Origin of the sequence: Streptomyces sp. NPDC048514 (genome assembly GCF_043199955.1) — a bacterium.
Taxonomy (GTDB): Bacteria; Actinomycetota; Actinomycetes; order Streptomycetales; family Streptomycetaceae; genus Streptomyces.
In genome coordinates, this window is sequence record NZ_JBICWT010000016.1 from 1 (window position 1) to 23438 (window position 23438).

21 protein-coding genes and 2 pseudogenes are annotated in these 23438 nt (G+C 73.4%); 10 read left to right on the forward strand and 13 right to left on the reverse strand.

Features of this window, described 5'->3' with window-relative positions:
- Positions 1–223: 223 nt before the first annotated feature.
- Both ACGFT2_RS30915 and ACGFT2_RS30920 read right to left on the reverse strand, forming a co-directional pair.
- Positions 224–478: a hypothetical protein gene (locus tag ACGFT2_RS30915; RefSeq protein ID WP_393285163.1), complete on the reverse strand. Its 255-nt coding sequence runs from the start codon at positions 476–478 to the stop codon at positions 224–226.
- Between the two features lie 85 nt (positions 479–563).
- Positions 564–1298 (reverse strand): annotated as a pseudogene (locus tag ACGFT2_RS30920) (RNA-binding S4 domain-containing protein); the annotation flags it as partial.
- Between the two features lie 294 nt (positions 1299–1592).
- On the opposite strand from ACGFT2_RS30920, the gene ACGFT2_RS30925 reads away from it, so the two are divergent.
- Positions 1593–2414 carry a uracil-DNA glycosylase gene (locus ACGFT2_RS30925; protein ID WP_393284656.1) on the forward strand — a complete coding sequence of 274 codons (822 nt, stop codon included), beginning with the start codon at positions 1593–1595 and terminating at the stop codon, positions 2412–2414.
- Positions 2415–2527: 113 nt separating this feature from the next.
- Here the strand turns inward: ACGFT2_RS30925 and ACGFT2_RS30930 are convergent, their stop codons facing one another.
- Positions 2528–2983 carry a GNAT family N-acetyltransferase gene (locus ACGFT2_RS30930; RefSeq protein ID WP_393284659.1) on the reverse strand — a complete coding sequence of 152 codons (456 nt, stop codon included), beginning with the start codon at positions 2981–2983 and terminating at the stop codon, positions 2528–2530.
- The gene (locus ACGFT2_RS30935; RefSeq protein WP_393284660.1) at positions 2980–3135 is read right to left on the reverse strand and encodes a hypothetical protein; all 156 of its coding nucleotides are present in this window, start codon (positions 3133–3135) and stop codon (positions 2980–2982) included. The genes ACGFT2_RS30930 and ACGFT2_RS30935 overlap by 4 nt, the downstream gene beginning before the upstream one ends.
- A gap of 329 nt (positions 3136–3464) precedes the next feature.
- Between ACGFT2_RS30935 and ACGFT2_RS30940 the strand changes: the two genes are divergently transcribed.
- The 4 genes from ACGFT2_RS30940 (at position 3465) to ACGFT2_RS30955 (ending at position 7732) form a co-directional block, all read left to right on the forward strand.
- Positions 3465–4232: a nucleotidyltransferase family protein gene (locus ACGFT2_RS30940; protein ID WP_393284662.1), complete on the forward strand. Its 768-nt coding sequence runs from the start codon at positions 3465–3467 to the stop codon at positions 4230–4232.
- Positions 4233–4649: 417 nt separating this feature from the next.
- On the forward strand, positions 4650–6503 hold the full coding sequence (locus ACGFT2_RS30945; protein ID WP_393284665.1) for an FUSC family protein: 1854 nt from the start codon (positions 4650–4652) through the stop codon (positions 6501–6503).
- A 232-nt stretch (positions 6504–6735) separates the two neighbouring features.
- Complete coding sequence (locus ACGFT2_RS30950) at positions 6736–7377, forward strand: DUF899 domain-containing protein (RefSeq protein ID WP_393284668.1); 642 nt, start codon at positions 6736–6738, stop codon at positions 7375–7377.
- Positions 7378–7555: 178 nt separating this feature from the next.
- On the forward strand, positions 7556–7732 hold the full coding sequence (locus tag ACGFT2_RS30955) for a hypothetical protein (RefSeq protein WP_393284670.1): 177 nt from the start codon (positions 7556–7558) through the stop codon (positions 7730–7732).
- A gap of 212 nt (positions 7733–7944) precedes the next feature.
- Here the strand turns inward: ACGFT2_RS30955 and ACGFT2_RS30960 are convergent, their stop codons facing one another.
- The 3 genes and pseudogenes from ACGFT2_RS30960 to ACGFT2_RS30970 all read right to left on the reverse strand — a co-directional run.
- The gene (locus tag ACGFT2_RS30960; RefSeq protein WP_393284673.1) at positions 7945–9897 is read right to left on the reverse strand and encodes an ABC transporter ATP-binding protein; all 1953 of its coding nucleotides are present in this window, start codon (positions 9895–9897) and stop codon (positions 7945–7947) included.
- A 130-nt stretch (positions 9898–10027) separates the two neighbouring features.
- Positions 10028–10426: a hypothetical protein gene (locus ACGFT2_RS30965; RefSeq protein WP_393285143.1), complete on the reverse strand. Its 399-nt coding sequence runs from the start codon at positions 10424–10426 to the stop codon at positions 10028–10030.
- A 428-nt stretch (positions 10427–10854) separates the two neighbouring features.
- Positions 10855–11478: pseudogene (locus ACGFT2_RS30970) on the reverse strand (ATP-binding protein); the annotation flags it as partial.
- Between the two features lie 209 nt (positions 11479–11687).
- Here ACGFT2_RS30970 and ACGFT2_RS30975 point away from each other — a divergent pair.
- Together ACGFT2_RS30975 and ACGFT2_RS30980 are read left to right on the forward strand one after the other, a co-directional pair.
- On the forward strand, positions 11688–12548 hold the full coding sequence (locus tag ACGFT2_RS30975) for a helix-turn-helix transcriptional regulator (RefSeq protein WP_393284676.1): 861 nt from the start codon (positions 11688–11690) through the stop codon (positions 12546–12548).
- On the forward strand, positions 12549–12803 hold the full coding sequence (locus ACGFT2_RS30980; RefSeq protein WP_393284679.1) for a DUF397 domain-containing protein: 255 nt from the start codon (positions 12549–12551) through the stop codon (positions 12801–12803).
- Positions 12804–13190: 387 nt separating this feature from the next.
- Here the strand turns inward: ACGFT2_RS30980 and ACGFT2_RS30985 are convergent, their stop codons facing one another.
- Positions 13191–14693 carry a PLP-dependent aminotransferase family protein gene (locus ACGFT2_RS30985; protein WP_393284680.1) on the reverse strand — a complete coding sequence of 501 codons (1503 nt, stop codon included), beginning with the start codon at positions 14691–14693 and terminating at the stop codon, positions 13191–13193.
- A 46-nt stretch (positions 14694–14739) separates the two neighbouring features.
- On the opposite strand from ACGFT2_RS30985, the gene ACGFT2_RS30990 reads away from it, so the two are divergent.
- Entirely contained in the window at positions 14740–15330 is a 591-nt protein-coding gene (locus ACGFT2_RS30990; RefSeq protein WP_393284683.1) for a carboxymuconolactone decarboxylase family protein, read from the forward strand.
- 260 nt (positions 15331–15590) lie between these two features.
- On the opposite strand, the gene ACGFT2_RS30995 is transcribed toward ACGFT2_RS30990, so the two are convergent.
- The gene (locus ACGFT2_RS30995; RefSeq protein ID WP_393284685.1) at positions 15591–17078 is read right to left on the reverse strand and encodes a glutamate synthase subunit beta; all 1488 of its coding nucleotides are present in this window, start codon (positions 17076–17078) and stop codon (positions 15591–15593) included.
- Between the two features lie 619 nt (positions 17079–17697).
- Positions 17698–18426, reverse strand: a complete 729-nt coding sequence (locus tag ACGFT2_RS31000) for a DUF2293 domain-containing protein (protein WP_393284688.1) — start codon at positions 18424–18426, stop codon at positions 17698–17700.
- A gap of 113 nt (positions 18427–18539) precedes the next feature.
- On the opposite strand from ACGFT2_RS31000, the gene ACGFT2_RS31005 reads away from it, so the two are divergent.
- Positions 18540–19172 carry a uridine kinase gene (locus tag ACGFT2_RS31005; protein WP_393284691.1) on the forward strand — a complete coding sequence of 211 codons (633 nt, stop codon included), beginning with the start codon at positions 18540–18542 and terminating at the stop codon, positions 19170–19172.
- A 51-nt stretch (positions 19173–19223) separates the two neighbouring features.
- On the opposite strand, the gene ACGFT2_RS31010 is transcribed toward ACGFT2_RS31005, so the two are convergent.
- Positions 19224–20351: a magnesium and cobalt transport protein CorA gene (locus ACGFT2_RS31010; RefSeq protein ID WP_393284693.1), complete on the reverse strand. Its 1128-nt coding sequence runs from the start codon at positions 20349–20351 to the stop codon at positions 19224–19226.
- A gap of 196 nt (positions 20352–20547) precedes the next feature.
- Between ACGFT2_RS31010 and ACGFT2_RS31015 the strand changes: the two genes are divergently transcribed.
- Positions 20548–21342, forward strand: coding sequence for a class I SAM-dependent methyltransferase (locus tag ACGFT2_RS31015; RefSeq protein WP_393284696.1), 795 nt, complete (start codon positions 20548–20550; stop codon positions 21340–21342).
- A gap of 191 nt (positions 21343–21533) precedes the next feature.
- Here the strand turns inward: ACGFT2_RS31015 and ACGFT2_RS31020 are convergent, their stop codons facing one another.
- On the reverse strand, positions 21534–22496 hold the full coding sequence (locus tag ACGFT2_RS31020; protein WP_393284699.1) for a carbohydrate kinase family protein: 963 nt from the start codon (positions 22494–22496) through the stop codon (positions 21534–21536).
- On the reverse strand, positions 22481–23386 hold the full coding sequence (locus ACGFT2_RS31025; RefSeq protein ID WP_393285146.1) for a pseudouridine-5'-phosphate glycosidase: 906 nt from the start codon (positions 23384–23386) through the stop codon (positions 22481–22483). The genes ACGFT2_RS31020 and ACGFT2_RS31025 overlap by 16 nt, the downstream gene beginning before the upstream one ends.
- Positions 23387–23438 lie beyond the last annotated feature (52 nt).

Genomic DNA, 23438 nt, shown 5'->3' on the forward strand with positions numbered 1-23438 from the left:
TTTTGTGGCGCGGGGGGGGGGGGGGGCCCCCCGGCGGGGGGGGGCCGGGGGCCGGGGGGGGGGGGGGGGGGCCCCCCCCCCCGGCGACGGTGAGTCCGAGGGACGAGCAGGCAGCTGGCCGACCAGCGCCATCGTCGGCCGGCCGGGAGTCGAGCGGCCGGAGCGGGGCGCCAGGGAAAAGGGCCCGGAGCGTCGACGGCGATCTCGGGATGTGGGGCGGCGGTCAGGGATGTGGGGCGGCGGACTTGCCGGGCGCCGGGGTGGGCCTGGGATCACCGGCCTCGGGATCACCGGTCTCGGGATCACCGGTCTCGGGATCACCGGTCTCGGGATCACCGGTCTTGGGATCACCGGTCTCGGGATCACCGGTCTCGGGATCACCGGTCTCGGGATCACCGGTCTTGGGATCACCGGCCTCGGGAACACCGGCCCCCGTATCACCGGCTCCGGGATCGTCCCCCGGAGCCTCGCGAGCCATGTGTTCCGCCGGACCCACGTGAGGCACTCGTCCCGCCTGCCCCGCGGGTGCTTCCCCTCCCGCCGGATCCCGAGGAGCTGCCGGCCCCACCGGACCCACGGGAGCCACCCCGCCCATCGGACCCACCCGCCGTGCCCGCGCCACTCGATTTGCCCGCGCCACTCGACTTGCCTGCTCCACCGGGTTTGCCTGCGCCGTCCGGCACCCCTCGGGCACCGAGCCCACTCGACCCGACGAGCCCTCCCGGACCGCCGAGCCCGGCGAAGCCGAACCGCCCGGTGCCGACCGGGCCACCGAGACTGCGGAGGCGTTCGATTTCGCGGCGGTCTCGCTTGGTGGGGCGGCCGGCGCCGCGGTCGCGGACACCGGCGGGTCCGACGGCCTCGCGGGGCGGTGGCGGAGGGGAGTTGTCGATGTAGCACTGGGCGGCGACGGGGGCTCCGACCCGCTTGCGGATCAGGCGCTTGACGATCACGATCCGTTCGCGGCCCTCGTTCCGCAGGCGCACCTCGTCGCCGATGCGCACGGAGTACGCGGGCTTCACCCGCTCGCCGTTCACGTGCACATGCCCACCGCGGCAGGCGGCGGCGCCCAGGGAACGTGTCTTGATCAGGCGGACGGCCCAGATCCAGCTGTCGATGCGGACCGTTTCGCCGTTGGCCGGGCCCGCGGCCTCGGCGGCGGCCAGGGCAGCGGCGATGCCGGGATCGAGCGGTCGGGCGACTGAGTCGTCGGTGCCCTCGGCACCCGGGCCGGGGTTCGTCTCGTCCGGCCCGCCGGTCCCACGGTCCAGGTTCTCGTCCGCATCCTCGGAAACCATGCTCCGACCCTAACTCCCGGGGACGCGAGACCGGGACGAAATTCTCCGACGCCGCACCAGCACCCCGTCCCTCCCCACACCCGCGCCTCCGGGGCCTCCCGCTTCCATCACGGCGGTCCCGATCACTCCCCCACAACGGTCGTCCCGAGCCCTCCCGACCACGGTCGTCCCGGCCCCTCCTCACCCCTGGCCGCCCCGCCCCTCGCCCCCCGCTCCCTTCACTTCGTCCCCCGCGTCGGCCGGTCGGGCACAGAACCGCATCGGCTCCCGCGCGCCGGGGCATACGGTGGCGGTATGGACGACAGCAGCGCCCTCGCCCGGCTCGACCGGCGTGTAGCGGGCTGCCGGGCCTGTCCTCGGCTGGTCGAATGGCGTGAGGAGGTGGCCCGGACGAAGCGGGCCGCGTTCGCCGACTGGACGTACTGGGGGCGGCCGGTGCCCGGCTTCGGCCCGGCCGACGCCCGGCTGGTGATCGTCGGGCTGGCTCCCGCCGCGCACGGCGGCAACCGCACGGGCCGGATGTTCACCGGAGACCGGTCCGGCGACGTGCTGTATCAGGCGCTGTACGACGTGGGGCTCGCCTCGCAGCCCACTTCCGTGAGTATCGACGACGGCCTGGAGCTGTACGGCGTCCGGGTCACCGCGCCCGTGCACTGCGCCCCGCCCGCCAACAAGCCGACGCCCGGCGAGCGCGACACCTGCCGCCCCTGGCTGCTCCAGGAGCTGAAGCTGCTGCGTCCGACGCTGCGAGCCGCCGTGGTCCTGGGTGCCTTCGGCTGGCAGGCCGCGCTGCCCGCGTTCGACGGGGCGGGCTGGACCGTGCCCCGCCCCCGCCCGGCCTTCGCCCACGGTGCTCGGATCACCCTGGAGGCCACCGACGGCTCTGCGGCCCTGGGTGCCTCGGGTGCCGCGGGTGCCTCGGACGGTTCGGGTGCCGCGGGTGCCTCGGACGGCTTGGGTGCCGCGGGTGCCTCGGACGGCTCGGGTGCCTCGGGTGGTCTGGACGTCTTCGGCTGCTTTCACGTCAGTCAGCGCAACACCTTCACCGGCCGGCTCACCACCGAGATGCTGCGCGAGGTACTGCGCACGGCGGCGGACCAGGCAGGCCTGCCGTAGGCCGCACCGCACCCCCCCCCCGCACCTCGACCGGATCGCAGCTGACCGAGCCGCACCTGACCGAACCCGTCCCGTCCCGTTCCGTCCCCACGAGGCCGTTGCCGCCGGTGCCGTCAGGGGTGCCAGACGTAGCGCACGTCGGGCTCCCGCTCCTCGTTGCCGCCGCCGTCGGTGAACTCCACGGCGGCGAAGCCGTGCCGCTCGTAGAAGCGGTGGGCGGGCTTGTTGACCTGGAAGGTCCACAGGGCCAGCCCGCCAGGGCTGCGCTCCTTGGCCAGCGCGACGAGCCGGTCCCCGAGGCCACGCCCTCGCCAATCGGGAGCCAGGTACAGCTGTGACAGCGTTTCGCCGTCGAGGACCATCAGGCCGACGATCCCGGACCCGGACGCCTCCGCGACCCAGGTCTCCCGCACGGGCACCACGACGTCCCGGAAGTACTCCCGCACCTCGTCGTCGGTGTGCGGCCGGACGACCGTGGGCAGCGCGGCGGCGAACGAGCGCAGCCAGACGTCGGCGGCGGCACGGGCGTCGGCCGCGACGGCCCGGCGGAGTATGACCGCGTCCGTCACCGGTCGTCGTCCTTCTCCGGCACCACGGCCGTCGCCGTGGTCTCCACCAACTGCCCGATGTGGCCGGGGCAGGAGACGTGGAGAAGCTGGGAGGCGTGCGAGCGGGTGGGCGGCGGAAGGGGCCCGGGTGCGGTGGTCACACGTCGGATCATGGCGACTCCTGGGTCGGTTCGGGGAACAGGGCCTCAACTTCCCGATCATCCAGGGGCCGTTCGGCCACGCGCACCCCCTTTTCCGACCGGCGGGCCCCCCATCACCTGTCCGACCGCCGGCCTCGAAGCCCGTGCCACCGTCGGCCCCCTCGCCTGTCCGACCGGCGGGCCCGTCGCCGGCACCCCTCCACGCTTCCCCCCCCGCACGCCCACTCCATGCTCCGCGATCGCACGCCCACTCCATGCTCCCCGCCGGTCAGAATCAAGTCGCCCCCCGCCCGGCCCACCCCCTACGCTCCCTCCTCGCACCCCGACAGGAGGACCGATACATGCCCGACCTCCCCGACCCCGTCTTTCTCTCCACCACCGCCGACCTGCTCGCCGCGCTGCCCACCGTCGAAGCGGTGGCCCTCGGCGGTTCCAGGGCTCAGGGCACCCACCGGCCCGACAGCGACTGGGATCTGGCCGTCTACTACAGAGGCCCCTTCGATCCGGACGATCTGCGGGCCGCCGGCTGGCAGGGCGAGGTCTCCGAGATCGGCGGCTGGGGCGGCGGCGTCTTCAACGGCGGGGCCTGGCTGACCATCGACGGACGCAGGGTCGATGTCCACTACCGGGACCTGGACGGGGTCGAGCACGAGCTGGCGGAGGCGGTGGAGGGGCGGTTCCGGGTGGAGCCGCTGCTGTTCCACCTCGCCGGTATCCCCACCTACCTGATCGTGGCCGAACTGGCCGCCAACCAGGTCCTCCGGGGCACCCTGCCCCGCCCGGCGGAGTACCCGGCGAAGCTGCGCGTCACCGCCGCACGGCACTGGCACGGCACCGCCCAGGCCACGCTCGCCTACGCGAAGGCCAACCACGCCGCCCACGGTCGCCTCACGGAGACCGCCGGAGCCCTCGCCACGGCCACCACCCAGGCCGCACACGCCGTACTCGCGGCACGCGGGGAGTGGGTGACGAACGAGAAGCGGCTGATCGAGCGGGCCGGGCTGCGCAGGATCGACGGCGTGCTGGGTGCACTGCGAGCCACACCCGAGTGCCTCGTGGCCGCGGTGAGCGAGGCCGAGGAGATCGTGGCCGCGGCAGTGCGCCGATGAAGCCACGGCGGCCTTGGGAGGGCGGCTCCGAGAAGGTGCCCACGAGAAGACGACTCCGAGACGGCGGCCTTGGCAAGGAGGCCGGAAGCAAGAGGCCGGAGGCAAGACGCCCGAAGCAAGAGGTTCGGAGCACCGAGGTTGGGAGCACCGAGGCCCGGAGCACCGAGGCCCGGAGCACCGAGGCCCGGAGCACCGAGGCCCGGAGCACCGAGGCCGGTGAAGCCCGTCGGGAGACAGCGGGCGGCACTGCGTTCCTGCGCAGCCATCCGCCGGGGCACCTTTCACCTCCCCGAAACGTGATTCTCCCGTCTGTCCGGGGAACGCGCCCTACGCTGGGCGGCAGACCCCACCGCACCACCCGTGCCCCGTGGGGACTCCGCCCGGCCACCGTCGTCCGAAGGCGCACCCTGCCCTCGTATGAACTGGAGCCCCGTGTCCCGGCCCGCCGTACCCCCCTGGCTCGCCCACGCCCTCCGCGCCCAGCGCGGTCCCGTTCCCTGGAGCGCGATGACCCGGGGCGCGCTCGCCGCCGGACCGCTGCTGCTCGCCGGTGAGCTCGCCGGCCGGACCCCCGTCGGGGTGCTCGCCGCGGTCGCCGCGATGCTCGCCGGGATCAACGACCGGCCCGGCAGCCGACGTGCCTCCGTCAAGCGGCTCGGGGTCCCCGCACTGGCCGGGGCCCTGGGGCTGCTGGTGGGCACGTACGCCGGGCAGGAGATGGCAGCCGTACCGCTGACCCTGGCGCTCACGGCGCTCGGACTGGTCGCCGGAGGCGTCAGCGCGGTCGGCCCCGTCGCCTCCGCCGCGGGCACGCAGCTTCTCGTCGCCGCTGCCCTGGGAGCCGGTATGCCGGCGGCCGAGAGCGGCTGGCAGCGGGCCCTGGCCTTCCTCGCCGGCGCCGGCTGGCTGATCCTGCTTCGGCTGGCCCTGCCCACGCCGGGTTCGCTCACCGGGGACTTCCGCTTCGACGGCGAGCGGGAGGCGGTCGCCGGCGTGTACGAAGCGATCGCCGCACTCCTCGACGCCGTGGGCGGTACGCGGGCCCCGGACCGGAGGGCCGCGCTGACCGCCGCCCTCGACCACGCGCAGGACGCCCTCGCCGGTCCGCGGCTGCGCCGGTACGCAGGCTCCGCCGCCGAGCGCCGGCTGCGTGCCCAGTACGCCGCCGCGCTGCCCCTGGCCGAGGCCGCCACCGCCCTGCACTGGGCGGGGGAGCCCCTCGCGGCGCGCGCGGCTGAAGGGCCCCGGCGGCTCGCCTGCGCCGTCCGCGGCAACACGGGCCCCGGACCGCTCCCCGCCCCGCAGCGGTCCGCGTCCGCGCTGCGCGCCCTCGACGACGCCCTGCTGCGCGCGGCCGAGGCCTTCGACCGCGGCGAGGACGCGCGCCATCGACCGCCGGTCCGCCGCCGGAGTCTGCGCGACGCCGGGCGCGCCGCGTTCGGTGTCGGCGGACGCGAGTACGGGCTGCGGGTCGCCCTCTGCTTCGGCGGCAGTGCGGCCATCGCCCAGGCCCTGCACCACACGCGGTGGTACGGGCACCACGCCCATTGGTACTGGCTGCCCGCCACCGCCGTCTTCCTGGTCAAGCCCGACCTCGGGCCGCTGGCCTCCCGCGTGCTGTGCCGGGCGGCCGGAACCGTGCTGGGCGCGCTGGTCTTCGCGGGCCTTGCCGCGCTGCTGCCCCAGCCGGCGGGGCTGATCGTGCTGGTGGCGCTGTGCGGGGCGGCCATTCCGCTCGCCACCCGGCACTTCGCCGCGCTGACCGCCGTGGTCACGATCCTCGTGCTCGCCCTGCTGATGACCGGCGGGGAGCCGCAGGCCTCCGCCAGCCGGATCGGCGAGACGCTGCTGGCCTGCGCGCTCGTCCTCGTCGTCGGGCATCTGCCGATGCCGGGGCAGCGCGGTGGCGGCGTGCGGGCCCGGCTGTCCGTGGCCGAGGCGGCCGCGCGCGCCTACCTGCTGCACGTCCTCGGCGAGTCCGGTGATCGCGCCGAGCGGTGGGTGCTCCGGCGGGAGGCGTACCGGGCTCTTGCCGAGGCCCGTACCACCATCGCCCTCGCCGCCGCCGAACTCCCCGCCCTCGCCCGGCACACCGAGGGCACGGACGCCGTCGCGGACGTCCTGGAACGGCTCCTGGACACCACCACCGCCTGCGCCGTGCACCTCGACGACACCGGGCGGCTCACCCCCCGGCACGTCCGCCGGCTGCGGGAGGCGCTGGGGGAGCTGGAGATGCGGGGCGTACGGGTTCCGGTGCCGGTGGCGGCGTAGAACACCCTCCGCCGCACCTCCCGCACCGCGAAAGCGGGACCACGGGCGGCGCGTCCAGGAGTACGACACGTTAACCGGACCGGGTACGTCTGCGACGGCACCCCCGCGGCCGGAAAGTGCCGGAGGAACCGCCCCCCGGGGAAAGTGTCGGAAAAAAATCTCCGCGCGCAGCGATGAGTTCCGTATCCGACGGCGGTCACCACCGTGAACCGACCGTCGGACAGGAGGGCCCATGTCGCTACCGGAGATCGTCTCGCGCGAGCAATGGCGCGCGGCGCGCGAGGAGTTACTGCGCAAGGAGGAGGCGGTCAGGCGGGCCCACCAGGTACTGGGTGCCGAGCGGCGCGGGCTGCCCATGGTCGAGGTCGACCCGGAGTACGTCTTCGAGGGCGGCGACGGCAAGGCCACGCTCCTGGACCTCTTCGAGGAGCGGGCCCAACTCGTCGTCCACCACTTCATGTTCGCCCCGGAGTGGGAGGCCGGCTGCCCCTGTTGCGCGGCCTTCCTGGACCAGGTCGGCCACCTCGCCCATCTGCGCGCCCGCAACACCTCGTTCGCGGCCGTCTCCCGGGCGCCGTTCACCCGCATTCTGCCGTTCAAGGCGCGGATGGGCTGGGCCATGCCCTGGTATTCCTCGGCGCACAGCGACTTCAACGCCGACTTCGAGGCCACCGTGGAATCCGGCGGGAAAACGGTCGAACGGCCGGGCGTCAGCTGTTTCCTGCGCGATCGCGACCGCGTCTTCCACACCTATTCGGTGTACGACGACGGGCTGGACGGACTCGGTACCCTCGCCGGGCTTCTCGACCTCACCGCGCTGGGCCGCAGCCCCGTGGGCAGCGACCATCTGCGCCTTCACGACGAGTATGAATAACAGTGCGGAAGGTTACGCATCCTGATTCGGAAGATGAGGTTCGTGTCACCAAGTGAACGGATCCTCACGGTCCGCGCCGGACGGGTGTCGACAATGTCTCAGTACCGTCACCGAGCGAGCCTTTCCCTTCTCCAGAGCGTTGACTCCTTACAAGAGCAACGCTTTCTGGAGGTGCGAGATGGTGAACGGGCGAACAGTGCTCGAACGCTTTTCCGCCGGTGGCCCGCGGGGATCCTGGCCCGCGGAGGAGTTCGCGCACGCGCGGCGGCTGGAAGGCCTGCCCGCGGAGGTCGTCATGGACCTCGCGACGGACACGTTCCTGGTGATCGTGCGCGGAGCCGACGCCGCCGAGTAGCGCACCGAGCCGACGCCGCCGAGTAGCGCACCGAGCCGAGGTGCCGGGCACGGCACCGAGCCGACGCGCCGGGCACGGCACCGAGCCGCCGGGCGGAGGACCGAGCCGACGCGCCGGGCAGGGTGCCGAACCCGCGCCTCTGGACGCCGTGCGGAGCCGCTGCCGCGTGGAACGGCCGCCGGGCGAGGTGCCGGTGGGCGCCGTCGAGCCGGTCAGGCCGGCTTCGGCGCCGGGATCCTCTGGACGTCCGCCGTGAACTGCTGAGCCTGGAGCGCGTACAGCTCCGCGTAGACGCCGCCCTTGGCCAGCAACTCCTCCGGGGCGCCGGACTCCACCAGCCGCCCGTGCTCCAGCACGTGCACCAGATCGGCGTGCCGGACCGACGCCAGCCGGTGGGTGATCAGGACGACCGTCTGCCCGCTGCCGGCCAGCGCCCGGATCTTCTCGAACACCTCCAGCTCGGCCCGCGCGTCCAGCGCCGCGGTCGGCTCGTCCACGATCAGGATGTGCCCGCGCCGGTACGCGGCGCGGGCGATGCCGAGCCGCTGCCACTGGCCGCCGGACAGCTCGTGCCCGCCGCTGAAGACGCGGGCCAGCAACGTGTCCAGGCCGCGCGGCAGATCCGCGACCACGTCCTCGGCGCCCGCCTCGGCGATCGACGCGCTCAGCCGCTCCTCGGTCATGGGCGCGGAGGAGCGGCCGACGGCCACGTTCACCCGGGCGGTGAACGGCCACCTCTTGAAGTCCTGCGCGACCATCGCGACGCGCTCGGCGAGCAGCCGGCGGTCGGCCCGTCCGGCGTCGACCCCGTCCCACAGGATCTGACCCCGGTCCGGTGTGTACAGGCCGGCGAGCAGCTTGACCAGGGTGGTCTTCCCCGAGCCGTTCTCGCCGACGAGGGCGATGATCCGGCCCATCGGGAGCGTGAGGGTGACGTCGTCCAGGGCGGGCCGGGCCGCATCACCCGGGTAGCTGAACGAGACGTTCTCGAACCGGATCTCCTTCGGGTCCTCGGGAAGGGGCACCCCACCCGTCGGAATGGCCCGCTCGGCCGCCTCCACGTACATCCGCTGCAGATCGGCCACGAACAAGGCCTCCTCGTGCAGCTGGTTGATCTCCAGCACCAGCGTGTCCAGGCTCGCCGCGCCGGTACGGATCGCCAGCACCGCCGTACCGGCCACGGACAGGGCCATGGCGCCGGCCAGCAGCAGCGCGCCCAGCGTGGCGTACGTCGCGAGGGTGGCGAGCCCCGTCCACGCCGCGGCTATCAGACCGGTCCGGGCGGCGAGCCGGGACAGCCGGGCCTGCTCCGCCTCCGCCGTCTCCGACATCGAACGGAAGTGGCGCAGCAGGAACGGGCCCACTCCGTGCACCCTGATCTCCGGAGCGGCGCCCGGCTCGGTGAGCAGGTTGCTGATCAGCTGGCCGGCGCGGGCATGCTGCACCCACGTGTGGAACGATTCGTAATGGCGCCGGGCGTTGGTCAGTGCGCTCCAGGCGCTGGGCAGGGTCATGGTCATCAGCAGCGGCAGCAGCGCCGGATGCAGCACGGTGAGCACGCTCGCCGCCGCGATCAGCGAGATCATCGCGTTGATGACCCGGGCGCTGTAGGCGATCATGTGCCGGGCCGAACGGGCGCCGTACTGCGCCGTGTCCAGCAGTTTGTGGAAGGCGTGGTCCTCGATCGCGGCCAGTTCCACGTTCGCCGCGCGCTCCAGATACAGCTCGGTCGCCACCCGTTCCACCTTGGGTTCCAGCCGCCCGGTGGCATAGACGGAGGCGGCCCGCAGCAGGGCGGCCACCAGCATCACCACGGCCACGGCGACCAGGGCGGGGACGGCGGCGTGCAGCCGCTGCGCGATCTCCGGGCCGGTGAGCAGCTTGCCGAGTGCGCTGTTCACGGCCAGCAGGCTCACCGCCTGGGCGGCGCCCCGGCCCACTTCGGCGGCCAGTACGATCCACGCGGCCTGCCGATCGGCCTGCCGGGCCAGCCGCAGGCTCGACACCAGCATGCCGGGCAACCGGGACAACATCGCCCGGAAGTTCAGTTGCATGAAGGCGTCCGCGTGCTTGTTCCAGCCCGTGTCGTACCGCAGCGGCCCCCCGAACAGCAGCCGTTCCGACTCCGACACCGCGGACTCGGCCGCCCCCCGCCTCTTGTTCACCGTGACCTCCCGGACCGTGACGGAACGGCCACTATCGCGGAGCGCACAGCGCCTGGGCAGGGCGCGAGCGGACGCAAACGGGGCGCGGAGGGGGCGCGGTCCCTGGTGGGTGGACCGCCGGGGGCGATCGTTACGCCGACACGGCCCTCGACCAGTCGGGGCTGGTCCCCGTCGCCCGGCACAGGGCCAGGTAGAGCGGAATCGGCGGGGTGTACGGGACCGTGCCGGCCGGCCGGTGGATCAGCTGGGCGGTACCGGTGACCAGGGCGCCGGGCGCGTACTGGGCGGGAGACGGCCAGGGCAGGGCGTAGTCCGAGTCCGCCGGAACGATCCACCACCAGTGGGTGCCGTCCGCGTAGACGCAGCCCAGCCGGGGGAGTCGCGGTGCGATCAGGGGGCCGAGGCGGTCGGGTACCGCGACGGCGTCGCAGCCGAGCGGCGCGGTCATGCCGTCCGGCAGCGGCAGCCGGTGGGGCATGTCCGGCGCGGGGCGCCGGCGCTGCAGCCGCACCAGGGTGTCCAGACCGATCGGCCCTTCCGGACCACCGGGGCCACCACGTCCGGCACCGGTCGCCTCGTACCGGACGGAGCCTGTCCCCGCGCACCGGAAGGAGCCGGACTCGGCGGCCGCACCGCGCCCGTCGCACCAGTCGTACCTGTCATATGCGTCGTCGTGCGCGTAGTGCGCGTCGTGCGCGTCGTAAGGGTCGTGCCCGTCGAAACCGCTGATGCGCGTCATGCCTGCTCCCCGATGTGGTGCTGCTCCGGGGTCCGGCGCAGAGGCTGGGCCGGGGCGCCGAGCAGGGGCTGCTCCGCGCTGCGGCGCCGGTGCGGATCCGGGGCCGCCTGCGGGGACTGGTCGGGTGTTCGGTGCCGGTGGTGGTCCAGGCTTGCGTGACTGCCGTGACTGCCGTGACCACGCTGCTCCGGGGGCCGGTGCGCCGGCTGGCCCGGGCCGCGGTGCCGGTGCTGCTCCGGCGGCCGGCGGCGGGCCTCGGCCGGGTCGTCGTCGCCGGATTCGTCCGGGCGACCCGGCTTGGGGCGGGCCCCCCACCCCAGGTCGTCGCGCGGTTCGGCGGTGTCCTCGGCCACCTCGCTGCGGCGGGCCAACTCGGCCCAGACCAGCAGCCCGGCGCCGTGTTCCTGCGCACCCCAGGCGCGACACAAGGCCCCGACGAGGAGCAACCCCCTCCCGTGCTCCTCGTCGGGCCGCTGCGGGGAGGGGTGAGGTTCGCCGGGGGCACAGCCCTCGTCTCGTACGGCTATGCGCACCATGTCGTCATGGTCGTGCAGCTCGCACACCACGCGACTGCTCGCGGTGTGCACGATCGCGTTGGTGACCAGCTCGGACATGACGAGGGCCGCGCTGTCGCAGGTGTCCGCGCACACCGCCCAGCCGGTCAACCGGGCATGCGCAAGCCGTCTCGCCTGGGCGACGGAACCCGGATGTGCGGCCAGCTCGAAGCGGAACCGGCGCTGGGCGGCAACCCCTTGAGGAGCTGCTCCCGTTGCGGCACCGCGACCGGAACGGTCTGCGGCGGCGTCTGTTCCTAAGGGCGCGGACGGAATCACGCTTGCCACTATCTCCCCGCCGTGAACACTTGGCAAGTGTCACTCTGAAAATTGCAGAGTGCTGTGTGACTCTGCCGGAGGCCGTGGCAGACTGCTCGCAACAGCACCTCGCGCGGCGCCAATTGGGGTCATCGAGGACCGGTCGGTCTTCGAATGTGTCTTCGAATGGCGCCGTAGGGCTGTCAGGAAACTTTTGGTGAGCCGGTGGAGGTGGGAGCGTGAGTGAACCGCGGTCCGCGCCGACCGTGGGCCAGGTGGTCCTCGGCCGGCGCCTGCTGGACCTGCGGGAACGCGCCGGACTCAAGCGCGAGGAGGCCGCCCGTGTCCTCCGTGTCGCGCCCGCCACCGTCCGCCGCATGGAGATGGCCGAGGTCTCCCTCAAGATCCCGTACCTGCAACTGCTGCTGAAGGCCTACGGGGTTCCGGACGACGAGGCCGAGGTCTTCGTCCAACTGGCGGAGGAGGCCAACCGGCCCGGCTGGTGGCAGCGGTTCCACGACATCCTGCCGGGCTGGTTCTCGATGTACGTCAGTCTGGAGGGCGCGGCCGGACTCATCCGCTCCTACGAGCCGCACTTCGTTCCCGGACTGCTCCAGACCGAGGACTACGCGCGCGGTGTGCTCAGGTCCGGTGCCATCGGCCAGACGAGCCCGGAGGACATCGAGCGCCATGTCGCGCTGCGCATGCAGCGCCAGGACCTGCTCACCCGTCCCGACGCCCCCCGCTTCTGGGCCGTGATGGACGAGACCGCCCTGCGCCGCCCGGTCGGCGGACCGGAGGTGATGCGCGCGCAGATCGACAAGTTGCTCGAGGCCACGAAGCTGCCCCATGTGACGCTCCAGGTCGCCCCGTTCGTCAACGGGCCGCACCCGGGGACGTACGGGCCCTTCGTGCTGTTCCGATTCGCCATGTCAGAACTGCCGGACATGGTCTACAGCGAGTACCTGACCGGCGCCGTCTACCTGGACGCGCGCACCGAGGTGGCGACCCACCTGGAGGTCATGGACCGCATGGCGGCGCAGGCCGCTACGGCACAACGCACGAAGGAGATCCTCCGGGATCTCCGCAAGGAGCTGTGAATGGATCGCATCAAGCCGCGCGGCCGCGTCTACAACGGCATGCCCGCGGGGGATTTGGGCAGCGAGGGGTGGCACAAGCCCTGGAGCGGCGGCAACGGCGGGAACTGCCTGGAGGCGATGAAGCTGGCCGACGGCCGGATCGCGGTGCGCCAGTCGACGGACCCGGACGGGCCTGCGCTGATCTACACCATGGACGAGATGACCGCGTTCATCGAGGGCGCCAAGGCGGGGGAGGCCGACTTCCTGCTCTCCTGAACGTGCCGACGGCGCGGCCGACCCGAGCCGGCGGATTTGTCTATGGCTGGTTTGTCCTCCTCATCTTGACCTTGACTGCGACTTGACCCGATCGACGCGTCCGGCACCCACGAAGTGCCGCAGGACGGAACAGGATCCGACGAACACCGAGACCGGCACCGGACGAGTCGGGCACCGGACGGAGCCCGGCTACGGACCGGTGCCGGCCAGCCGTATCCCGCGCGCAATGGGAGCCGCCGGCTCGCAGCCGGAGCGGTCGGGAGCCGCCGGCACGCATCCCGCGCGGTGGGAAGCCGCCGGCTCGCACCCCGCGCGGTGGGAAGCCGCCGGCTCGCATCCCGCGCGGTGGGAAGTCGCCGGCCGCCTCCGATCACGCCACCGCGTCCGTCACTCCGGTGGCAGCACCCCGCACAACGCCTCCAGGGCGGCCTCGTAGGCGTGTTCGGCGGTGGCCGCGTACCCCACCACCACCCCGTCGCCCGCCGTCATGGGCGACTGCGGATGCCGGAACGCGGCGAGGCCGTCGAGCGCGATGCCCTGCCACGCTGCGGCCTTCACGGTGGACCGCTCGGTGCCGGGCGGCAGCCGCAGCACCGCATGCAGCCCGGCCGCGATCCCCGTCGCCTCGATGTGCGGGGTGTGCGCGGCGAGCGCGGCGACGAGCCGGTCACGGCGCCGCCGGTACCGCTGCCGCATACGCCGCACATGGCTGTCGTACGACCCCGAGACCACGAAGTCCGCGAGCGCGAGCTGGTCCGGCACGCTCACCCATGCCTCCCGCTCGCCCTTCGCCGCGAGCACGGACCCCACGTACCGCTCCGGCAGGACCATCCAGCCCAACCGCAGCGCCGGTGACAGGCTCTTGCTGACCGAGCCGATGTGGATCACCCGCTCGGGATCGAGGCCTTGGAGCGCGCCGACGGGCCGCCGGTCGTAGCGGAACTCGCCGTCGTAGTCGTCCTCCAGCACCACCGCCCCCCGCGCACGGGCCCAGTCGATCACCGCGGCTCGGCGCTCCGGATGCAACGGACCGCCGGTGGGGAACTGGTGCGCCGGCGTGAGGAGTACGGCCCGCTCCCGATCGAGCGCGGTCACCCGCGCGCCGTGCTCGTCCAGCGGCAGCGGCACCGTCCGGACACCGGCCGCCGCGAGCAGTCCCCAGTGGAAGCCCAGCCCGTACGCCTCCACCCCCAGCGGACCACGCAGCACTCCACCGGTGCGGGCGGTACCCCCGGCACTGCCGGTGGCGCGCGAACCGCTGGTAGCGCCGGTACCGCCCGTACTGCCGGTACCGCCCGGACTCTGGCCGAAGAGCAGCCGTAGCGCATGAGCGAAGCCCGAACAGATCACGATCCGGTCCGGCTCGGTGCGCACCCCCCGCGCGCGTGCCAGGTATTCGGTCAGCGCCTCCCGCAACTCCCGGCGGCCGGCCGGGTCGCCCGGTCCGAACGCCTCGCTCGGCGCCGCCTGTAGCGCCCGCCGGTACGAGGTGGCCCAGGCGGCACGCGGAAACGCCGACGCGTCCGGCGCGCCCTGGCGCAGGTCGTGCCGCGGCCCGCGTGCGCGGTGAGGCGCCTTCACGGGCGTCCGTCCGGCCGGTCGCAGCGGCTCGGCCCGCGCCGCGACCCGCGTTCCCGAGCCCTGCCGGGCGGTCAGCCAGCCCTCCGCCACGAGTTCCGCGTAGGCGTCGGCGACCGTGTTGCGGGCCACGCCGAGGTCGGCCGCCAGCGAGCGGTACGGCGGCAGCCGGGTGCCCGGAGCCAGGCGCCCGCTGCGCACGGCCTCTCGCAGCGCCCGGATCAGCGCCGCCCGCCGCCCGCCCGGCCCCGGCAGCTCCAGGTGCAGGTCAGCGCCGATCCGCTCGGCGGAATTGACCCATGATTCCGTCATGGAAATGCACCCTACAGCCGGTCTTTGCGCGCCGTAGATTACAGACATGACGACGAACACGACAGCAACTCTCCCGGTCGGCACCACCGTTGCCACCCCCGCCGGCACGCACACCGCGGGCACGAACACCGCCGGCACGACGGCCGTCGACACCACCTCCGCGGTCGCCGCGGCCGACGCGGCCCGGACCCGCCTGGAGCTCGCAAAGGCCGCCCCCAAGGTCTTCCGCGCCCTGATCGGCTTCGACGCCGCCGCTCGCACGGGCCTCGACCCCGCGCTGGTCGAGCTGATCCAGATCCGCGCCTCGCACCTCAACCACTGCGCGTACTGCCTGCACATGCACACCAACGACGCCCGCAAGGCCGGTGAGAGCGAGGACCGGCTCCACATGGTCGCCGTCTGGCGCGAAGCCCGTCACTTCTTCACGCCGAAGGAGCAGGCGGCCCTCGCCCTGACGGAAGCGGTGACGCTGGTCGCCGACGCGGGCGTCCCCGACGCCGTCTACGCAGAGGCCGCCGCCCACTTCGAGGATGAGGAACTGGCCCACGTCCTCGCGCTGATCCTCGCCATCAACACGTGGAACCGGGTGGCCCTGGCGACGGGAAAGGTGGCGGGGACGGACGAGAGGCGCAACTGACCTCGACGCCCCTCCACCCGAAACCGTCCCAGTCACCGGTCCCGGCCGGCCGTCTGTCCCGGCCGGCCACCTGTCCCACCGTCGCGGCCGGTTCCGTGGTTCGGCCGACACGGGACCAGGCGGCCGGCCGCGGCCCCGAACACCGGCTGCGCCAAGTGGCGACCGGGGGACCTGCCGGACCGGAGGTCGCGGTGGGGACCCGCCCCGGAAAAGATCACGGCGCCCGACCCACCGTACCCACCGCTACCGTGCCGGCGCCCTCACACCCTCATCGGCCGATCCCTCGGAGAGACCGGCGCCGGCAGCCGTGAACTCCCCGTGAGATACCGGTCGACGGCCGCGGCCACGGCCCGTCCCTCCGCTATCGCCCACACGATGAGCGACTGCCCACGCGCCGCGTCACCGGCGGCGAACACCCCTGGGACGTTGGTCGCGAAGCCGTCGTCCCGGGCGAGCGTGCCGCGCGGCTCGAGCTTCAGCCCCAACTGCTCGATCAGCCCGTCCTCCTGGTCGGGCCCGGAGAACCCGAGCGCGAGCAGCACGAGGTCGGTGGGGAGCGTCCGCTCGGTGCCCGGCACCGGCACCCGCCGCTCGTCGACCTCCACGAGACGCAGCGACGCGACGTGTCCGCCGTCGTCGCCGGTGAAGTGGAGCGTGGACGCCGCGAACAGCCGCGCGTCCGCGTCCGCCGCCGGTGCCGTACACAGATCGCGCGCCTCTTCGTGCGCGGGCGACAAGCGGTAGATCTTCGGGTACGTCGGCCACGGCTCGGTGTCCTCGTCGCGCCCGGCACCCGGCTGGGCGTAGATGTCCAGCTGGGTCACGGACGCGGCTCCCTCACGCAGCGCCGTCCCCAGACAGTCCGCCCCGGTGTCCCCACCGCCGATGATCACGACGTGCCGGCCGGCCGCCGACAGCGGTGAGGCCTCCAGATCCCCCTCACGCACCCGATTGGCCAGCGGCAGATACTCCATCGCCTGATGTATCCCATGCAACTCCCGGCCCGGCACCGGCAGTTCCCGCCACGCCGTCGCTCCCGTGGCGATCACCACCGCGTCGTATCGTGCCCGCAGATCCGCCGCCGGCAGGTCCCGCCCCACCACCGTCGACGGACGGAACTTGGTCCCCTCGGCCCGCATCTGCTCGATCCGCCGCTCCAGATGCCGTTTCTCCATCTTGAACTCGGGAATGCCGTACCGCATCAGCCCGCCGAGCCGGTCGTCCCTCTCGAACACGGCGACCGTGTGCCCGGCCCGCGTCAGCTGCTGCGCCGCGGCGAGGCCGGTGGGCCCGGATCCGATGACCGCGACCGTCTTCCCCGAAAGCCGCTCGGGCGGCCGCGCCGCGGTGAAGCCCTCCTCCCACGCCCGGTCGGCGATCGCGCACTCGACGTTCTTGATGGTGACGGCAGGCTGGTTGATCGCCAGCACGCACCCCGCCTCACAGGGCGCCGGACACAGCCGCCCGGTGAACTCGGGAAAGTTGTTGGTCGCGTGCAGCCGGTCGCTCGCGTTCCGCCAGTCCTCCCGCGAGACCAGGTCGTTCCATTCGGGAATGAGATTGCCCAGCGGGCAGGCGTCGTGGCAGAAGGGGATGCCGCAGTCCATGCACCGGTCGGCCTGCTTGCTGATGATCGGCAGCAGCGCCCCCGGGACGTACACCTCGTCCCAGTCCCGCACCCGCTCCTCGACCGGCCGCCGTGCCCACTCCTCGCGCGGCGTGGTCATGAACCCCTTGGGATCGGCCATGGTCGTCTTCCTCGCGAACGGGCACCGGTGACACCGGGTGTACGACGGGCCGTGCGTCATCGGGCGGCACTCCTGCGGCCACGATACGTCCGCGCCGACAGCCGCGCAGAAGGGCGGACAGCGGCGAAGATCAGGTGAGTGCCGGCATGCGGACCACGGCGGACGCCGCCGAGGCGACCGTGCCGGCGTGTGGTTCCGGAACGCCCACTCGCGCCCCTACCCGGCCGGTGCACGGCCGCCTCCGGGGCGCCCCCGGCGGCCGGGCAGGCCGGCCACGGGCGGCACGTTCGCGACCGGCGTCGGCACGTCCGGGCCGAACAGACACAGCGCGCCGGCCACCGGCGCTCCACCCTGCCGTCGTCGGGCCGGGCCACGAACGTCACCACCGCGGTCAGCGCGGTCGATACCGCCGAACCGGTGACACCGGCATGAAGGCGGCCCGTGCCGCCGCCACGCCGATCGCGTTCGCCGCCGCCGGACCCCGCCGCCGGACCCCGCCGCCGGACCCCGCCGCCGGACCCCGCCGCCGGACCCCGCCGCCGGACCCCGCGCCGGACCCCGCGCCGGACCCCGCGCCGGACCCCGCGCCGGACCGGCGGCACCGCGGCCGGGCCCCGCATCAGGACGACGAGAGCCCGCGGAAGTCCTCGTCCTCGCCTTCGTCCTGCCCGGCCCCGTGCCAGGCCCGCAGTACGTTCCCCACGGCCGGGGCGATCCGGCGCCGGGCCTCGTAGCGCGACACCCCGCTCATCAGCAGCCGGTCGTACGCCGTGTCCACATGCCGCACGGCCGCCACGACCGCCGAGATCACCGCACTCTCCGACAGCGTCCGCCCGGCCGCGCTGCGCCCGACCCGCCCGCTGCCCCGCTCGGACGCGTGCGCTGCGATCGCGCGGGCCCGCTCGGCCGGGCAGCCCGGAAAGAGCCGGATGATCTCCGAGGCGAACGCCGCCACGAACCGCTCGTCCTCCACTTCCCGTCGCCGCGCGTCCCGCGCCCGCCGACGACGCCGGGCCTCGGCGTCCGCCAGGCACCGCTCCTCGGCCCTGGCCAGCGCCGCCTCCTCCACTAGGACGCCCTGCCGTTCGTAGCGGCTCTTTCGCCGGTTGAACCGGACGACCACCACCGACAGCGTGCTCAGCTCCCGGGACCTGCGGGTCAGCGCCGTGTCACCGCGCGGCAGGAACACCAGATGCCCGAGATCGGCGCAGTCCAGGCAGCGCGGTACCCCGTCCTCCAGCACCAGCAACGACAGCGGGCCGCGCCGGCAACCGGCACAGCGCTTCTTCCTGAGAGGCTGGATGGCGACAAGCCGGCCGGGGGAGTGGGGAGTTGCGGGAAGCGCCATACGCGGTACCTTCCCCGCCGCGGCCCACGTCTCCCATCGTCCCGCGTCGTCTCCCCACCCCCGCCCACGCCCTCTCCCCCCTCCCGCTCGCGCCACCCGGCATCATGGGCGGTGTGCAACTCGAAGCGATCACCTGGGACCGGCTCGCCGAACTGCTCGCCGATCGCCTGACCGGCCTGGAGCCGGCCGACGGGAGTGCCTGGCCGCGCGTCGGCTTCGACGGGGCACCGGCCGCGCGTCCCGGAGACCTCGCCGAGCGGGTCGGGCAGGCACTGCGCGTGCGTGGCCGGCCCTCGCTCGTGATCGGCACCGAGGGATTCCTGCGCCCCGCCTCGCTGCGCCTGGAACACGGCCGGCGGGACGCCGAGTCGTACTACAGCGGATGGTTCGACACCGGAGCCCTGTGGCGCGAGGTCTTCGGCCCGCTCGAACCCGGAGGCAGCGGTCGGCTCCTGCCCGACCTGTGGGATCCGGCCACCGACCGGGCCACCCGTACGCCCTACGTCCGGCTTCCGCCCGGCGGAATCCTGTTGCTCCATGGGCCGCTCCTGCTGCACCACTGGTTTCCGTTCGACCTGACCGTGCACGTCCTCCTGTCCTCGGGCGCGCTCCATCGCCGGACCCCCGAGGCCGACCGCTGGACGCTCCCCGCCTTCGAGCGCTACGAGTCCGAGACCGACCCGGCCGGCACGGCGGACGTCCTGGTGCGCGCCGACGACCCGCGCCACCCCGCGTGGGGCGGCTGACCCGAGGCCGAGTCCGGTCCGCAGCCCCCGGCGACTGTCCGCCCGTCCGCGTCAGAGCCAGCCGTTGCGCCGGAAGCCCCGGTACAGCGTCAGACACGCCCCCGCCATCACGGACATGACCAGCGGGTAGCCGAAACTCAAGTGCAGCTCCGGCATGTGATCGAAGTTCATGCCGTAGACCCCGCACACCATCGTCGGTACGGCGACGACCGCGGCCCAAGCCGTGATCTTGCGCATGTCCTCGTTCTGCGCGACGGTCACCTGCGCCAAGTGGGCCTGCAGAATGGAGTTGAGCAGTTCGTCGAACGCGGCGATCTGGTCCTTGGCCCGTATCAGATGGTCGAGCACGTCCCGGAAGTATGCCTGTATCTCCGGGGCCACGACCCGTATGGGCCGGGTGGCCAGGTCCTCCACCGGCCGGCCCAGCGGCACCACCGCCCGCTTGAGTTCCAGCAGTTCCCGCTTCATCTGGTAGATGCGGCCCGGGTCGAGTCGTGCGCCCATCTCCGAGAACACCTCCGTCTCCACCAGGTCGATGTCGGCCTGTACCGCGTCCGTGACGTTCAGGTAGTCGTCGACGACATGGTCGGCGATCGCGTGCAGCACCGCCGCCGGCCCCTTCGCGAGCTGCCGGGCATCCGACTCCAGCTCCTCCCGCAACGGCCCAAGCGAGCCGTGCCGGCCGTGGCGCACCGTGATCACGAAGTCCTCACCGACGAAGGCCATGATCTCGCCGGTGTCCACCACTTCGCTGGTCGCCGTCAGCTGTTCGTGCTCCACGTAACAGACGGTCTTGAACACCGCGAAGAGCGTGTCCCCGTAGTGCTCCAGCTTCGGACGCTGGTGCGCCTCGACCGCGTCCTCCACGGCCAGCGGATGCAGGTCGAACAGCTCCGCGATACCGGTGAACTCGCGGGCCGTCGGCTCGTGCAGCCCGAGCCAGACGAACCCCTCACCGGTCTTGCGCACGCGCCGCACGGCCTCCACCAGGTCGGCGCAGTCCGGCACGCGCACACCGTCCTGGTACATCACGCAGTTCACCACCGACGAGCCCAGCGGTGACCTGGCGGGGTGGCTCAGGTCCACCCGCGGCCGCCGCCGGGCCAGCCGCGCCACCTTGCGCAGGCCACCGACCCTGCCCAGCCCCGTGACCTTCCGCAGATTCCCTGCCATGGACATCTGGATCTCCTCGCGTGGATCTCCTCGCTCACCGCTTTCGCGCCGTGCCCGGCAAGTCTGCCAGTCCCGGGCGCGGTCCGGGAAAGCCTGTGGGAACAGAGGGTTCCGCTTGGCTGCCGCCTGTGGAAAACGCCTGGACGGCGGGTGAGGGGACAGCCGGGCCGGGGTGATCCGGGCGACTGGAATGATGCGTGGCATGACGCGAGACGACGGATACCTGCTGGACAACCGGCAGAGCGAGGCGGGCCGGCGTTTCGACGCCTTCGCCACCCTCTTCGACCCCACGACCTTCCGGCACATCGAGGCGTCCGGCATCCAACCCGGCTGGCGCTGCTGGGAAGTGGGGGCCGGCGGACCCTCCGTGGTGTCCTGGCTCGCGGCGAAGGCGGGCCCGGCCGGCCAGGTCGTCGCCACCGACATCGACACCTCGAGGCTCGCGCACCTGGCCGATCGGCGGGTGGACGTCCGGGTCCACGACGTGGGGGCCGAGGAACCGCCGGGGGAGGACTTCGACCTGGTCCACGCCCGGCTCGTCCTGGTCCATGTCCCGGACCGGGAGGCGGCGTTGCGGTCCATGGTGCGGGCGCTGCGGCCCGGTGGACGGCTGCTGATCGAGGACGCCGACCCCGCTCTGCAGCCGCTGATCTGCCCCGACGAGCACGGCCCCGAGCAGCGGCTCGCCAACCGGCTTCGCCAGGGCTTCCGCGAACTGCTCGCGGCGCGCGGCGCCGATCTGTCTTACGGCCGCAAGCTCCCGCGGCTGCTGCGTGAGGCCGGGCTGCAGGAGGTCGAGGCCGACGCCCACTTCCCCATGACGTCGCCCGCATGCACCGCACTGGAGGCCGCCACGGTCCGTCAGATCCGCGACCGGCTCGTCACCGCCGGGCTGGCCACGGATGAGGAGATCGACCAGCACCTGGCCCACGTCGAGTCCGGCCGTATGGACCTGGCCACCGCGCCGATGATCTCCGCGTGGGGCAGGAAGGCGTAACCGACGACCGTCCGCAGGTACAGCCGTTCACAGCCCCTTCGTGACCATCCGGCCGTCAGCGCGGCCTCTGCGTCACCGCCCGGCCGTCATCGCCCGGCCGTCATCGCGGCCTCTGCGTCATCGCTCGGCCGTTCATCGCCGCCTGTGCGTCATCGCCCGGCCGTCCCCACCTGCCCGTCCCCACCTGCCCATCACCACCTGCCCATCGACGTATGACCGTCACCGCTCCCCGAGAGCGACGGCCTTCCGCCTACTTGCCGCACCGCCTCCGCCCCGGCCATGCATCCGTGTCGCGCCGCGTCCTCCGGCTCCGCGCCGGAGACCAGGGCGGCGAGGAACGCGCCGGTGAAGGCGTCGCCAGCGCCGGTGGTGTCCCGGGGAGTCGACGGCACGGCCGGAATCCGGGCGCCCACGGTGCCGGAACGCGCCACCAGCGCCCCGTCGGCACCCGCCTTGGCCACCACCAGCGGGACCAGACGGCTCAGCTTGGCCGCGGCGTCCGCCGGGTCCGACAGCCCCGTCAGCAGACAGGCCTCGTCCCGGCTTGGCAGCAGCACGTCAAGCCCCTCCGCGAGCGCCAGGAAACGGTCCACCCCCAGCTCCACCAGGAAGCCCGCCGACGCCGGATCCAGGCTGACCGGCACACCGCGCGCGCGTGCATCCCCGAGCGCCAGCTCGGCGAGCGTCCGGCTGGGCTCGGAGAACAGCAGATAGCCCGACAGGTGCAACCGCGCCATGCCGTCCAGCAACGAGTCCGACCAGTCGCCGGGTTCGAGCCGCAGCGACGCCCCGCTGTCCGTGAGGAACGTGCGCTCGGCCGCCGCGCCCGTGTCGACGAGGCAGATCACCGTCCCGGTCGGGGTCTCCGGGTCGACCACCAGCCGGGGCCGCACCCCGGCCGCCACCAGTTCCCGCTCGTGCCATGCGCCCGCGTCCGCCCCCACCCGCCCCAGCAGCCGTACGTCCGCGCAGCCCGCGTGGGCGGCCCAGCACGCCACGTTGGCGCCCGCGCCCCCCGGCAGTGTCCGGATCGCGGCGGCCGTGTCGGTGCCGGCCGCCAGCGGGCCCCGATGCCGGGCGACCACGTCCGTGACGACGTCCCCGACGACTAGCAGCCCGCCGTTTCCGCCTCCCGCGGTCACCTCCCGGTCCACGCCGCCGCGATCCGGGCCGCCAGCCGGACATTGCCGCGCACGGCCGCCAGGTTGGCGCTCAGTGAGGCACCGTCCGTGTTCCGGACCAGGTGGTCCAGCAGGAAGGGGGTGACCGCCTGCCCGGTGACCCCCTGCTCCGCGCAGGCCGCGAGCGCGTCGGCGAGCACGCGTGCGTGCAGCTCGGGATCGAGCTGTTCCGCCTCCGGAACAGGATGGGCGACGATCAGCGCCGACTCCTGCCCGCCGAGCGCGTCCTGGACGCGCATCACCTCGGCGACCTGCTCGGGACTGCTCAGCGTCCAGTCGACCGGGTGGCCCGAGTCGGACAGGTAGAAGCCGGGGAAGCGGTCCGTGCCGTACCCGGCGACGGCCACGCCCAGCGTCTCCAGCCGCTGCAGGGTCGCCGGCACGTCGAGGATCGACTTCACTCCCGCGCACACCACCGTGATCCGGGTGCGTGCCAGCAGCCCGAGATCGGCGGACTCGTCCTGCGTGACCGTCCACTCCCGGTGCACACCGCCCAGACCGCCCGTGGCGAACACCCGGACACCCGCCAGCGCGGCCAGCTGCGCCGTCGCCGACACCGTGGTCGCCCCGCTCGCTCCCGCCGCCACGGCGAGCGGCAGGTCGCGGTGGCCGAGCTTGCGTATGCCCTCCTCGTTCGCCACCCGCTCGAGCTGCTCCTTGTCCAGGCCGACCCGTGGACGCCCGTCGAGCACGGCGACGGTCGCGGGGACGGCTCCCTCCCGCCGCACCACCTCCTCCAGCTCCAGCGCCACTTGCAGGTTGCGCGGGCGCGGCAGGCCGTGCGCGATGATCGTGGACTCCAGAGCCACCACCGGCCGCCTCGCGCCGATCGCCTCGCGGACTTCTTCCGACACCACCAGCACCACGTGCGCCTCCTGTCCGTCGGTCCCTTCCTCATCTCTGGCGGGCGCCGGC

Bases quoted from the DNA above. Each gene is read 5' to 3' on its own strand.
- ACGFT2_RS30980 (WP_393284679.1), top strand. From the start codon at position 12,549: ATGGATCGCATCAAGCCGCGCGGCCGCGTCTACAACGGCATGCCCGCG.
- ACGFT2_RS30915 (WP_393285163.1), bottom strand. From the start codon at position 478: ATGGCTCGCGAGGCTCCGGGGGACGATCCCGGAGCCGGTGATACGGGG.
- ACGFT2_RS30955 (WP_393284670.1), top strand. From the start codon at position 7,556: ATGGTGAACGGGCGAACAGTGCTCGAACGCTTTTCCGCCGGTGGCCCG.
- ACGFT2_RS31015 (WP_393284696.1), top strand. From the start codon at position 20,548: ATGACGCGAGACGACGGATACCTGCTGGACAACCGGCAGAGCGAGGCG.
- ACGFT2_RS30925 (WP_393284656.1), top strand. From the start codon at position 1,593: ATGGACGACAGCAGCGCCCTCGCCCGGCTCGACCGGCGTGTAGCGGGC.
- ACGFT2_RS30995 (WP_393284685.1), bottom strand. From the start codon at position 17,078: ATGGCCGATCCCAAGGGGTTCATGACCACGCCGCGCGAGGAGTGGGCA.
- ACGFT2_RS30940 (WP_393284662.1), top strand. From the start codon at position 3,465: ATGCCCGACCTCCCCGACCCCGTCTTTCTCTCCACCACCGCCGACCTG.
- ACGFT2_RS31010 (WP_393284693.1), bottom strand. From the start codon at position 20,351: ATGTCCATGGCAGGGAATCTGCGGAAGGTCACGGGGCTGGGCAGGGTC.
- ACGFT2_RS30935 (WP_393284660.1), bottom strand. From the start codon at position 3,135: ATGATCCGACGTGTGACCACCGCACCCGGGCCCCTTCCGCCGCCCACC.
- ACGFT2_RS30990 (WP_393284683.1), top strand. From the start codon at position 14,740: ATGACGACGAACACGACAGCAACTCTCCCGGTCGGCACCACCGTTGCC.
- ACGFT2_RS30945 (WP_393284665.1), top strand. From the start codon at position 4,650: ATGAACTGGAGCCCCGTGTCCCGGCCCGCCGTACCCCCCTGGCTCGCC.
- ACGFT2_RS31000 (WP_393284688.1), bottom strand. From the start codon at position 18,426: ATGGCGCTTCCCGCAACTCCCCACTCCCCCGGCCGGCTTGTCGCCATC.
- ACGFT2_RS30985 (WP_393284680.1), bottom strand. From the start codon at position 14,693: ATGACGGAATCATGGGTCAATTCCGCCGAGCGGATCGGCGCTGACCTG.
- ACGFT2_RS30950 (WP_393284668.1), top strand. From the start codon at position 6,736: ATGTCGCTACCGGAGATCGTCTCGCGCGAGCAATGGCGCGCGGCGCGC.